General features: G+C 38.6%; 14 protein-coding genes. 11 read left to right on the top strand and 3 right to left on the bottom strand.

From position 1 onward, the window contains the following. Positions 1 to 67: 67 nt before the first annotated feature. The 3 genes from EGI31_RS21355 to EGI31_RS21365 all read right to left on the bottom strand — a co-directional run bounded on the left by EGI31_RS21355 (position 68) and on the right by EGI31_RS21365 (position 4,957). A complete protein-coding gene (locus EGI31_RS21355; protein ID WP_255039208.1) occupies positions 68 to 4,027 on the bottom strand; it encodes a CheR family methyltransferase in 3,960 nt (1,319 codons plus the stop codon). Next, positions 3,999 to 4,433 carry an IS200/IS605 family transposase gene (gene tnpA, locus EGI31_RS21360; RefSeq protein ID WP_255039209.1) on the bottom strand — a complete coding sequence of 145 codons (435 nt, stop codon included), beginning with the start codon at positions 4,431 to 4,433 and terminating at the stop codon, positions 3,999 to 4,001. Before tnpA ends, EGI31_RS21355 begins: the two co-directional genes overlap by 29 nt. Positions 4,434 to 4,495: 62 nt before the next feature. Then, positions 4,496 to 4,957: a chemotaxis protein CheB gene (locus EGI31_RS21365; RefSeq protein WP_255039210.1), complete on the bottom strand. Its 462-nt coding sequence runs from the start codon at positions 4,955 to 4,957 to the stop codon at positions 4,496 to 4,498. Positions 4,958 to 5,232: 275 nt separating this feature from the next. Between EGI31_RS21365 and EGI31_RS21370 the strand changes: the two genes are divergently transcribed. From EGI31_RS21370 to EGI31_RS21420, 11 genes are all read left to right on the top strand, one after another. Further along, positions 5,233 to 5,775, top strand: a complete 543-nt coding sequence (locus EGI31_RS21370) for a heme-binding protein (protein WP_255039212.1) — start codon at positions 5,233 to 5,235, stop codon at positions 5,773 to 5,775. A 10-nt stretch (positions 5,776 to 5,785) separates the two neighbouring features. Next, the gene (locus tag EGI31_RS21375; protein ID WP_255039213.1) at positions 5,786 to 6,655 is read left to right on the top strand and encodes a cupin-like domain-containing protein; all 870 of its coding nucleotides are present in this window, start codon (positions 5,786 to 5,788) and stop codon (positions 6,653 to 6,655) included. Between the two features lie 102 nt (positions 6,656 to 6,757). Beyond that, a complete protein-coding gene (locus EGI31_RS21380) occupies positions 6,758 to 7,432 on the top strand; it encodes a BON domain-containing protein (protein WP_255039215.1) in 675 nt (224 codons plus the stop codon). 216 nt (positions 7,433 to 7,648) lie between these two features. Beyond that, a complete protein-coding gene (locus EGI31_RS21385; protein WP_255039216.1) occupies positions 7,649 to 8,206 on the top strand; it encodes an NADPH-dependent FMN reductase in 558 nt (185 codons plus the stop codon). 93 nt (positions 8,207 to 8,299) lie between these two features. Then, on the top strand, positions 8,300 to 8,467 hold the full coding sequence (locus EGI31_RS21390; protein WP_255039217.1) for a Thivi_2564 family membrane protein: 168 nt from the start codon (positions 8,300 to 8,302) through the stop codon (positions 8,465 to 8,467). Between the two features lie 91 nt (positions 8,468 to 8,558). Continuing rightward, positions 8,559 to 8,753: a hypothetical protein gene (locus EGI31_RS21395; RefSeq protein ID WP_255039218.1), complete on the top strand. Its 195-nt coding sequence runs from the start codon at positions 8,559 to 8,561 to the stop codon at positions 8,751 to 8,753. Then, positions 8,750 to 9,040 carry a hypothetical protein gene (locus tag EGI31_RS21400; RefSeq protein WP_255039219.1) on the top strand — a complete coding sequence of 97 codons (291 nt, stop codon included), beginning with the start codon at positions 8,750 to 8,752 and terminating at the stop codon, positions 9,038 to 9,040. The genes EGI31_RS21395 and EGI31_RS21400 overlap by 4 nt, the downstream gene beginning before the upstream one ends. A gap of 20 nt (positions 9,041 to 9,060) precedes the next feature. Then, a complete protein-coding gene (locus EGI31_RS21405) occupies positions 9,061 to 9,531 on the top strand; it encodes a Dps family protein (RefSeq protein ID WP_255039220.1) in 471 nt (156 codons plus the stop codon). Positions 9,532 to 9,543: 12 nt separating this feature from the next. Next, a complete protein-coding gene (locus EGI31_RS21410; protein ID WP_255039221.1) occupies positions 9,544 to 10,341 on the top strand; it encodes an MlaE family ABC transporter permease in 798 nt (265 codons plus the stop codon). Positions 10,342 to 10,346: 5 nt separating this feature from the next. Beyond that, positions 10,347 to 11,114 (top strand): ABC transporter ATP-binding protein, encoded by a 768-nt coding sequence (locus tag EGI31_RS21415; protein ID WP_255039223.1) that lies wholly within the window; start codon positions 10,347 to 10,349, stop codon positions 11,112 to 11,114. After that, complete coding sequence (locus tag EGI31_RS21420; RefSeq protein ID WP_255039225.1) at positions 11,111 to 12,097, top strand: MlaD family protein; 987 nt, start codon at positions 11,111 to 11,113, stop codon at positions 12,095 to 12,097. The genes EGI31_RS21415 and EGI31_RS21420 overlap by 4 nt, the downstream gene beginning before the upstream one ends. Positions 12,098 to 12,420: the final 323 nt, after the last annotated feature.

Consider the following 12,420-nt stretch of genomic DNA (forward strand, 5'->3'; position numbering starts at 1 on the left):
CCTGACCAAACAACCGCTCAGTGGATTTGGAAATTGGTGAATATGGCTTAGTGACAATCAAGTACTCTTACATGAAACAAGCGTTTATTTTGCTCAAAAGTAATTTTTCGTCTATGGGCTTTGAGATATAATCGTTCATACCCAAAGTCTTACACTTTTCAACATCTACGGAGGTTACGTCTGCCGTCAGGGCTATTATGGGGATATCAGATTTCATTATTTGTCTGATATGCTCGGTAGCTTCAAAACCGTTCATAATGGGCATTTGTAGGTCCATCAAAACTATATCAAATACCTCATTTTCAAGTTTTTCTATAGCTTGAAGACCATTGTTTGCAATTTCAACCTCGAAATCAAAGTCTATCAGAATGATTTTTATCAGAAACTGGTTGAGCGGCATATCCTCCACTACCAATATTCTTTTTTTCGGCTCATTCGTTTTGGGTATGGGTGTCACAGATGCTTCTATTTTCGATAACTCCCCTATCGTATCCTGACTCGGAATCTCAAAATCTAGAACAAAACCAAAAGTAGAACCAATTCCTAGCTCACTTTTGATGGTGATGTGCCCATTTTGAAGTTCGACGAGCTGTTTCACAATAGCCAAACCAAGACCCGTGCCGCCAAATGAACTGGTGGTTTCTTTGCTGGCTTGTTCAAAATTGTTGAAAATTTGATGCAACTTGCACTGTTCTATTCCAATGCCTGTGTCCGTAACACTAAACTCCAAGGTTACTTTATTTGCGGTTTCATTTAGTTTTTTTACCCCAAAAACAATCTTTCCCTGACTTGTAAACTTCACGGCATTGCTTATCAAATTAAGTATTATTTGACGCAATCGCATAGGATCCCCCAGAAGGAAATTTGGAATATCGGGGTCATAATCCTTTATAAACTCTAGATTTTTTTCTTTTATTTTTAGTTCAAACAGTTGAACCATAGTATCTAAAGTAACGGCCAGGTCAAACTTTATTTCTTCAAAGGACATTTTACCTGCATCTATTTTGGCTAAATCCAGTATGTCATTTATCAAAATAACCAAAGCATCCCCTGAGGTTTTTATGGCGTTTATGTACTCTCTTTGAGCGTTGTTCAGTTCGGTTTTCAAAACCACATTCGTAAAGCCCAAAATGGCATTCATGGGGGTACGTATTTCGTGACTCATGTTGGCCAAAAACTGTTGCTTGGCCTTAACCGCCGACTCAGCGATTTTGGTTTTTTCGTCGGCATTGTTTTTAGCGTCTATCAGCTCCGCCTTGGTGTGTATTTGTGTGGTCACTTCATGGGCAATTACCACCACACCTGTAATCTCGTCATTTATCTCATAATAAGGCTGGTACACAAAGTTGAAATAGACATTTTCTAACTTTCCACTTCTTTGAATAGAAACCAAATATTCGTAACCCTCAAAAGGCTTACCGGTTTTAATCACCTCCTCAATAATGGCCGGAATTGTACTTTCCCGTAGCTCGGGCATAACATCCAAAAGTAGCTTCCCTTCAATATCCCTTCCTTTTCCCCAAATATCCTTAATACTGTCGTTGGCCAAAGAGATGCGTGAGTCTTCACCCAGCAATATGGCAAAAGCAAAAGGCGACTGCATCAACAATCTGTTGTATCGAATGTTGCTATTTTCTATGGTCTGGTGGGCTTCTTTTTCAAGATTCAGCTGAGCCTCTAGTTCTAGTTTCTGTCGCATTTGCTGTTCTACAGCCAGTCGCTTCACCTCGGTTATATCGGAGATAGTTAAGACAATCAAATCTTCATTCTGACTTTTTTGTTGGATTCTATGGGCATTGAGCAAGAGCGTTTTACGACCTATTTGTTCAAAAGTCTGTTCGACTTCAAAGTCCTGAAATCTGTTGTTCTTAGGAATAATATCCTCTAAAAGTTCTCTTAGGGCAGGTATATTCCATTCGGCATTGTTAATTTTATAAATAGAAACACCCAACAAATGATCCTCCGCTACTTTAAACATTTTGCAAAAAGAACTATTGGCAGACTTAACCCTGATATTTCTATCGAGAATCAACACTGGCTCATGAACCGTGGAGATAATCCCCTCATAATAAGTATATAACTCCTCTATTTGTAGTATTCGGGCATTGAGTTCTTGGTTACTGGTGGTGAGCTCTTCGTTCGTTGACTCTATCTCTTCTTTTGAGGTTTCCAGCTCTTCGTTGAGGCTTTGGACTTCTTCGTTGCTCGATATTATTTCTTCGTTGGCACTTTGAAGTTCTTCATTAGCCGCTTCTTGGTCATGCATAATGGAACCCATGTCAGCTCTGGCGGCTGTCAATTCTTCCTCAAGTTTTTTAATTCTTCGGTCTTTTGCCAAAGAATTGTTTTTGGTGCCATGCGGGATAGCCTCGGGTAGCTCTAATTGCTGCTCTGTAAAAACCACCATCAAAAGCGGCTCTTCGTTTTCTATTTTGAAAGGTGCTACCTCTATATTGACAATCCTGACCATGTTGGGAATCAAGCCACGGTGCATTTCTATTCCCGTTTTCTTAATGACCTGCTTGGTTTTAATGGCGTGGTGAATGGCATTTCTTAGTTCAAAAGTTATTTCCTCATGGGCCATTTTTAGAATATTGAATGAGGCCTTTCCTGAAGAATTCTGAAGATAGGTGCCAGTTGGTCCTTTGAATTGCAAAATCTCTAGTTCGTAGTTTATGATTACGCTGGCGGGCACATATTGGGCCAAAAGCACTGCATCAAAGGTATTTCCGAGGTTTGAACTGGGCTGATTGTTGAGGTTTTTCTTTATTGTTGGAAGGATAGTTCTGTTCTTCTCAGCGTTGATCGTAATCGGCAAACGCGTGGTGAGATCTACATTTTTCACCAATCCCGAGTTTTGTTTGCGACTGTAAAATTTACATTTTTTGTTCACTATCGAGAACAACTTGGCTGAAGAACCTATGGTCTCGGATTTACCGAGAATCAGATATCCGCCATCATTGAGTGCATAATGAAAGGTGTTAATACACTTTTTTTGATAGAAAGTATCCAGATATATCATGAAATTTCGGCAGCTGATCAGGTCCATTCTCGAAAAAGGAGGATCGTTGAGAATGTTGTGCTGAGCAAACACACATACGTCGCGAAGCGATTTCACAATTCGGTATTTATCCTTTGACTTCGTAAAAAACTGTCTCAGTCGTTTAGGAGACACGTTTTTCAACTGACTCTCGGTATATTCACCATTACGAGCCAAGCCGATGGCCTCTGCACTAAGATCAGAAGCAAAAATCTGAAATGGAATATTAACAGATTGGCTTTGCTGGATTTCAAGCAATGCAATAGCAATGGAGTAAACCTCCTCACCTGAGGCACAGGCTGCCACCCAAATCCTGATGGTTTCACCTTCTTTTTTAGATTTTATAATTCGAGGCAGAATACTCTTCTTTAACAATAAAAAAGTCTCTGGGTCTCTGAAAAACTCGGTTACGTTGATCAATAAGTCCTGATAAAGGAGGTCTATTTCAATCGGATTCTCTATCAAAAAGTCGGCATATATATGGATGGACGCCAATTTTAGAATCATCATGCGTCTCAACATCCGACGTTTGACGGTATTCATTTTGTAATGGAAAAAATCAACGTTTTTTTTAATCAAAATCAGGTTCAGGATTTTGGCCAAATCTGGATTTTCATTTTCTATTTCATCTTCAGGATTTATTTTCTTCAGACTTCTATTAACGAGCGGATGCTTACTTATCCAATTTATTTCCTCAGCTATTTCTTTCGGTGTCATCACAAAATCTACTATACCTTCATTAATAGCAGACTGAGGCATGCTTTGATATTTGGCAGACTCATCTTGTGCAAAGGTTATCCCGCCGGCCAGTTTTATTTCTTTCAGACCTTTGGTGCCGTCGTTGGCACTACCTGATAGAACAATGCCAATCACATTTTCTTTATGGGTCTCAGCGAGAGATTCGAATAAACCACTATGGACTAAAAGTCCATAGTTTTCGTACAGACTGAAAGTCTGCCTATTCAACGATGAAATTTGTATTGTCATTAGAATCAGGATTTCTATGATGTTCCAAATATTCGTTTACCATTTCATCTGTTATATTGCCTGTACTCCAACATCCAAATCCTATTGCCCAAAAGTGACGACCCCAATATCTCTTCTTTAACTCCGGAAATTCCATCTGCAATTTTCTTGATGAACGCCCCTTTAACAGCTTCACTAAAGTACTCAAATCTTGCGATGGCCTGTATTCTACATGCATGTGAATATGATTCTTCGATACAACACCTTTCAAAATCTGTACACCTTCTGCCTCACAAATTTGTATCAAGATAGTTCGACAACGTATCTTTATATCACCTTCCAAAACCGAATATCTATACTTCGTTGACCATACAATATGAGCAGTCAATCGGGATACTGTATGTCCGCCACTTCTTTGAAATTCCATAACATAAAGTTACAAATTTTTTAGAAACTAAAGTGACATGCAATAAATTGCATAGTTTTAACTTAATTTGAGACCAATAAAACATCTATCGAAATGGCTGCGGCAGTTTTTGAGCGAGGAATTAATTTTATGTGGCCATCGGTTACTTCTATGCCTTTGTTGGACGGAATCACATACACATTGTTGGGCTTCATTTTCTCCATATCATCAATGTCCTGCACTTTCATGTTGGTTACTTTCGACAATATTGGAGAGAGCATGCTTTTATGGTCAGGGCTGAGGTGCTGCACCACTATATAAGCCATGCCTGTATCCGGCGAGAGATTCTGAAGCAGTTGAATGATAGCCTCTAAGCCACCAGCCGAAGCCCCAATGGCCACTATCGTAAAAGTCGAACTTTCGACCTCTTTCTTTACAATGCTTTTTCTCTTTGCCTTTGTGATTTTTGTGCCAGTAGTAATACTTTTTGGCAACACTTCGAGTGCTTCGGGTACATTTCTATTAGGTGGCGAATTTGCTTTCATGGCTAAATGCTGTTAGACAACGAAGGTAGTCTAATAAACCAGCTTCCAACCATATTAGCCATTTAGTTTCTCACAAACTATCGACAATCATAAATTATGACTTTCAGAATCTGCTTTTAATCCCAAATCGGTCAAAGAATAGTCTTATTTTATTCAAAATCAATAAATTATGTGTGAATCTTGAAAATACCCTTCTAAATTCTGTAATGGTTTAAAGGAGTAACAAAACCAAATTTGTATTAATAAAATAGACTTGAAATATAAGTTAGAAATTTATGAAAATCCGATTCGTTCTGATCGTCAATATAATCGCTCTTTTTCTTATTTCTCAGTTCTATTTGGCTGTTACGAGCAACCGAATAGAAGACAGAAGTACCTATAAAGTGTTACATGTCAACAAAAACTTCGAGATAAGGAAGTACAACGCCATAGCTCTAGAGGTAATCAATTCGCAAGCACATAAATTTAAAGAATATAGCAAAAACGGGATAAAAAATGTGAAGCAATTTGGCTTGATGGATAACACTAACTCTGCCAAATTCTCAAGCTTAATGGTTAGTAGAAACCTAAACTCCAGCCAGAATGTAAGAGCCCAAAATCAGCCTTCTAACCAACATGAAAGCTATCTGGCAGTAGTCAGTTTTGACGGATTCGCATTTGAAAACGACATCAAAAAATATGCAAAAACAATGGTATTGGCCTTAAAAAAAGCTAATATTCGACATTATGGCAACTTCCATTTTGTAGGCTACAACTCACGCTTTCAGCTCTTTAAAAGACGTAATGAAGTAATAGTACACATAAACTATAAACAATAACAACATGGAAATGAAGCAAGAAATCGATGTATTGGATTTTGAAGACATTGAGCGATTCAACGAGGATTATTTCTTAACCCAAAAACCTGTGGTTATAAAAGGTCTGGCCGACCAAAAAGTAGCAGGCAAGCAGTGGAACATCAAATATTTCAAAGAGAAAGCAGGCGATTTAGAAGTTAGTGTCTTTGATAATACCAACAAGAAAAGTGCGAAATCAGCCTTTACTTCGCCAGACCTCAAAATGAATTTTGGAGATTATTTGTCTATCATACAAAAAGATGAGACAACTGACCTGAGGATTTTCGGGATGCGGATTTCGAAAGAACTACCACAACTTAACAGTGATTTTCCTTGTCCCAGTATTTTTGAAGGTATGCTCCAAAACCTCGGTCTGATGTTTTTCGGTGGCAAAAACACCACGGTCAGGATTCACTACGACATTGACATGTCCAACGTGCTGCTCACCCACTTTGGCGGAAAGAAAAAAGTCGTACTGGTAGCACCCGAATACACCAATTTGCTTTATTGCCTACCCTACTGCACCTACTCGCTCATCAACCTCGATAAACTGGATTTTGTAAAATACCCGGGCTTGAAATTCATAAAAACCTATGAGTGTACCCTTAACCATGGCGATTCTATATTTATGCCCAGTGGCTACTGGCATTATATGACTTACCTAGAAGGCAGCATGTCGGTAAGTTACCGAAAGTTATCGCCCTCGATTAAAACCAACCTAAGAGGCTTAATGAACATCACACTCCTGATGCCGTTTGACAAACTAATGGGTAAAACCTTGGGTGCAAAATGGCTAGCAGCAAAAGAAAACATTGCACAAAAAAGAGCCGATAAGGCCATCAGGAATTTGAGCTTTTCCTAATGTGTGAATTATACAAATCCAATCCCATATTTTACAACAACCTCACAATCAATATCCCCACCTTTACGCTGTGGAAATTTTTTCACCATAAAAACACAAAAAATGAAATCTAACGAAGATCTTCAAAAAGAGGTACAGGAAGCCATTAAATGGGAACCGAAACTCCATGCAGCAGAGATTGGAGTGGTGGTGCAGGATGGCATTGTGACCTTGTCAGGCACGGTGGACAACTATGCAAAAAAAATACAAGCAGAAGACGCAGTAAAACACATAATGGGCGTAAAAGCTGTGGTAGAGAAAATTGAGGTAAAATTCAACACCGATTGGGCCAAACACGATGATAACGATATAGCCAAAGAAATAGTAAACGCCTACAAATGGAACTGGCAGCTGCCCAATGACAAAATTCATGTAAAAGTAGAAAATGGCTGGATAACCTTAGATGGTGAAACCAACTGGAATTACCAGAGAGAAGAAGCTAGAAACTCTATCAAAAACATGACAGGCATTAAAGGTGTAACCAACAACATTACCATCAAATTGGAAGTAGAAAACAAGATAGAACAACATGACATTGAGGCAGCTATCCAACGAAACTGGTCGGTGAAAGACGAAAATATCGATGTGGCAGTAATGGACCACAGAGTAACGCTTTCAGGCGATGTGTCATCATGGTATCAAAAGGACGAAGCCTCACGTATGGCTTGGAGTGCCCCAGGGGTTTGGTCAGTAGATAACCAGTTGGAGGTAATTTCTGAGTATGATTATGTATCTTGAAAGTTTCAAATAGCAGTTACTAGCCACACACACTAATTTGAAAATGCAGACACTTAAAAAAAGCAATCTTGAAAAGATACTTGACAATAGGTGTTTGCTTTTCTTTTGAATTTAGCCTTCTCGCTCAATTTTAGCCTTCTCGCTCAATGAACTATACACCTTTAAAAACACCATTCGATTGGTTTACAACAAAATCACAAAAATATCCTCAAAACTATGCACAATATAGCCATCATTTCCTCGAGCATCAGACCTGACAGAAAAAGCCACAGATTGGCATTGTATTTCATGAAATATCTCAACGATAATTTCTTGGCCAATGCCAATATTTTGGACCTGAAAGATTATGATTTTCCGATATTTAGCGAAACGCTTAAAATACAAAAAAGCCCCTCCAAAAAGTTACTGGATTTTGCCGAAAAAATAAAAAAGTCTGATGCCATTATTGTAGTCACGCCGGAGTACAATGGCGGCTATCCAGCCAGCTTAAAAAACGCCATAGATGTTCTTTATGAAGAATGGCGACACAAACCGGTCGGAATAGTGACGGTTTCAGGTGGTCCATTTGCAGGCACTCAGGTATTGGTATCGTTCCAATTTTCGCTTTGGAAAATGAAAGCCTGGACCATTACGGAGCAATATTGTGTTCCAGACGTCGAAAAAAACTACGACGAGGAAGGAAACAGCCTGCACAAAAAGATCAGCGAACCCCTCACCGAAGCCTTCCTAAAAGAACTATTTTGGTGCATAAAGGCTGACAAAAGTGTGGGTTAAAATGTGTGAATGATGTAAGCCAAGTTTGGAATTTTGTAACACTCGAGGAGCAAGGAGCACCTACCTTTGAACTATCATAAAACCCCTTTTATCATGCCTATTTTAAATATTCTAATTGTTGTAATTGTTGTTGGATTTTTGCTTTGGTTGGTCAATAATTATTTGCCCATGGATGGCAAAATCAAGAAAATACTAAATTTCATAGTCGTGGTGGCAGTAATCATTTGGTTACTCAAAGTTTTCGCAATCATCACTATTTAAGCCCTTTAGCAGCATTACGTTACTCATTTGTCACGCAACTTTTATTTAAAAGACATTTTATTCAGCTCTAGCCATTAATATAAAAAACACTATGAATTTAAAACGAATTTTCGGAGCCTTACTTACATTCTTAGGTATTATTGGGCTTATCTATGCCGCCTATTTATTTGTAAATACTTCTACAGGAACCCGCAACATCAAATCACTCGTGACTTATGGTCTGATCGGAATTCTGTTCTTTGTGTCAGGCATCGGACTCATTAAAACAACAAAAGACGAATCATGAAAAATATTAAAGTGTTGTTTGGTATTCTATTTTTCGCACTTTTAGTGACCAGCTGTAGAACAAACTATGTAAAAGAAAGACCCACTATTGCGGAGGTTTTACGGCCGCCAAGTCCTGGGAACAATTATGTATGGCTAAATGACAACTGGGTCTATAACAGACAAGAGAGAAATTACATCAGAAGCAACGGTTACTGGGCGAAGCCCAAAACCAACAGAAACTACCGACAAGGATATTGGAAAACCAATAAAAATAGCAGCCATTGGGTGGCAGGTCGTTGGAAATAATTCAAAAAAACAACAATAATATGAAACCATCTATTGGACTATCAGAAGAAAGCTTAAACAAAAGTGTTAAGCTATTGTCCGTCCTACTATCCGACGAGGTAGTGCTTTATACCAAAACCCGAAATTTTCACTGGAATGTTTTTGGTGAAAGTTTTATGGAACTTCACAAGCTTTTTCAAGCCCAATATACAGAGTTGGAAGAAACCATAGACACCGTGGCCGAGCGAATAGGAAAACTTGGTGGCAAAGCCATAGGCACCATGAAAGAATTCTTAGAAAACACCAGACTGAAAGAAAACCCTGGCGTTTATCCTGCCCAAAAAGTAATGCTAGTAGAGCTTGTAAATGACCATCAATCGATAATTGTGAATCTCCGCAAAGATATAGAAACTACTGACAAAAACGGCGACGCTGGTACTACGGATTTCCTAACCGGAATACTTGAATATCACGAAACCACTGCCTGGATTTTGAGACGATATCTAAATTAGACCAATCAACCTATGAATACCAAAACAGATAGTGATGGCAAAAAATATCTATTTTCGAGAAGCTTAGACACGATTTTTTTGGCTGTCAATAATGTTTTTAAGTTCATAGGTTTGTTTTTCAAAGAAGCTTTCACAGCACCTTTTGAATGGAAAGAAACTATCAATCAGTGCTTTAATGTCGGTTTCAAATCCCTGCCACTGGTTTCTTTGACGGGTTTTATCATCGGTATCGTTTTTACCAAACAATCACGCCCATCGCTTTCCACTTTTGGAGCCAGTTCATGGTTGCCTTCTCTGATTTCTATAGCCATCATCAGAGCTTTGGCTCCCTTGGTAACGGCTCTAATAGCGGCCGGAAAAGTAGGTTCCAACATCGGAGCAGAACTGGGCTCCATGAAAGTCACCGAGCAAATAGACGCCATGGAGGTTTCGGCTACCAATCCCTTCAAGTATTTGGTAGTCACTCGGGTCATTGCTACCACATTCATGATGCCTGTATTAGTGCTTTATTCTGGCCTAGTAGGTATGTTAGGATCATTTATGAACATCCACCAAAACGAACAAACCAGTTTTTCAGCCTTCATAAAAAACGCCTTCAGTACCATTTCATTTTTAGATATTAACTCCTCCATTTTCAAGGCCGTTTGTTATGGATTTACGATTGGTGTAGCAGGCTGTTATCAAGGATATTATGCCGAAAATGGAACGCAAGGTGTCGGAAAAGCGGCCAATACTGCGGTTGTGGTAGCTATGTTTCTGATTTTCATTGAAGAAATGATCATCGTTCAATTTGTAAATTCTATTCGATAAAATTTATGATAAAAAATGATTCAAAACCAACCGTTATCAGCATAAAGAACCTCAAAAAGTCGTTTGGTAGCCTGAAGGTCTTAGACGGGGTAAATCTAAATATCAAATTGGGTGAAAATTTGGCAGTTTTAGGCAAATCAGGAAGTGGAAAATCTGTTTTGATAAAAATCATTTCGGGCCTCCTGAAACCCGACGCAGGAACTGTGGAAGTTTTGGGTTTGGAAGTAGATAAAATCAGTACAAAAGAACTTAGGACATTGAGGTCTAAAATTGGTTTTTCTTTCCAAAACAGTGCCTTATATGACAGCATGACGGTCAGAGAAAATCTAGCTTTTCCTTTAATTCGGAACAAAACAGACCTTTCCAAAAGCGAAATACAACATGCCATTGAGGAAGTTTTAAACCAAGTAGGTTTGCCACAAACTATAAGCCAAATGCCCTCAGAGTTGTCTGGCGGTCAAAGAAAAAGAATAGGGATAGCCAGAACGCTCATCCTAAAACCCGAAATAATGCTGTATGACGAACCCACAGCAGGTTTGGATCCTATCACTAGCAGCGAAATCAACAGTCTAATCAAAAAAGTACAAACACAGTATAAAACCAGCTCAATCATCATTACCCACGACCTCACTTGTGCCAAAAACACAGCTGACAATGTGGCAATTTTGGTCAACGGTAAGTTTTTACAATCAGGAAGTTTTGAGGAGGTTTTCAAGTCTGAAAACGAAATAGCTCAATCTTTTTATGAATACAATTTTATAAATGAAAAATGAAAGCATTGAAAAATAACCGGCCGGTGATAGTTGGCATGTTCATTTTATTGGGTTTGGTGATATTGGTTCTAACCGTTTTTACGTTGGGCAATCAAAAGAAAACCTTTGTAAAAACCTTTACACTTTTTGCCGTTTTTGATAATGTGGGTGGTCTACTGAAAGGCGGCAATGTTTGGCTATCTGGGGTTAAAATTGGCACCATCAAGAAAATCAGTTTTTATGGAGATTCCAAAGTAATGGTGGCAATGAATATTGAACAAGAAGCGGAGCCCTATATCCGCAAAAACGCCAAGGCAAAAATAGGATCAGACGGCTTGATAGGCAACAAGATAGTCATCATTTATGGTGGGGATAAATCTGTCCCACAGGTAGTTAAAGGGGATTTCTTAAAGGTAGAAAATGGCCTCAGTACCGACGATATGCTAGCTACTTTGCAAGAAAACAACAAGAATATCCTAGAGATAACAAAAGACTTTAAAAGCATCAGCAAAAAAATAGATACTGGCGAAGGTGCTTTAGCTACCTTACTGAACGACCCTGCCATATCGAATCAATTAAGAGCATCCACCAATAATCTGCAAGCCACTTTAATCAATCTCAAAACAGTTTCTGAAGGCAGCAAGGCGGTTTTGGCTAATCTGGAAGGATTCTCAAAAAAACTGGTTCTACCGGGTAACTCAATCAACGACATAGCCAGCGATACCATCATTTACAAAAGTCTAAAAACCACTTTGGCAGAGCTCAATGAAGCCTCAAAATCAGTAACGAAGTTCACCGAAAACCTCAAATCTGCCAGTGACAAATTAGGTCAGAAAAACAATGCGGTGGGCGTATTACTCAATGACTCCGAAACCGCCGATGCCATGAAAACCACTCTAAAAAATCTAGAATCCGGCAGCAAAAAACTCGATGAAGACCTAGAGGCTTTACAACACAATTTTCTACTAAGAAGATTTTTCAAGAAAAAGGCAAAAAACAAATAATTTAACCTTTAATAATCAATCAGTATAAAGTAGGGCTCTTAATATTGAAATAATTAAGGAATACATTTATTCAAAATACTATAAACCAAAGCTTTAGAGATTACTAAATAAATACTAATGGTTCCAAATATTTTCTGTGCAGTCCGTTGTAAAATTTCGCTACTAATAATTTCACTAGAAAAAAGAATGCCAAAAGCGAAATTTTTCAGAGGATCATTGCACAGAAAGTGTTTTTTTTGACGGTTGGCCGCAGGCATTCTTTTTTTTCAAAAAAAAAGAATGCCTGCCTGGCAAGGCACGCAAAGTATATATTCATTGAGTTC

The sequence above is a fragment of the Lacihabitans soyangensis genome (assembly GCF_024343775.1).
Lineage (GTDB): Bacteria > Bacteroidota > Bacteroidia > Cytophagales > Spirosomataceae > Leadbetterella > Leadbetterella soyangensis.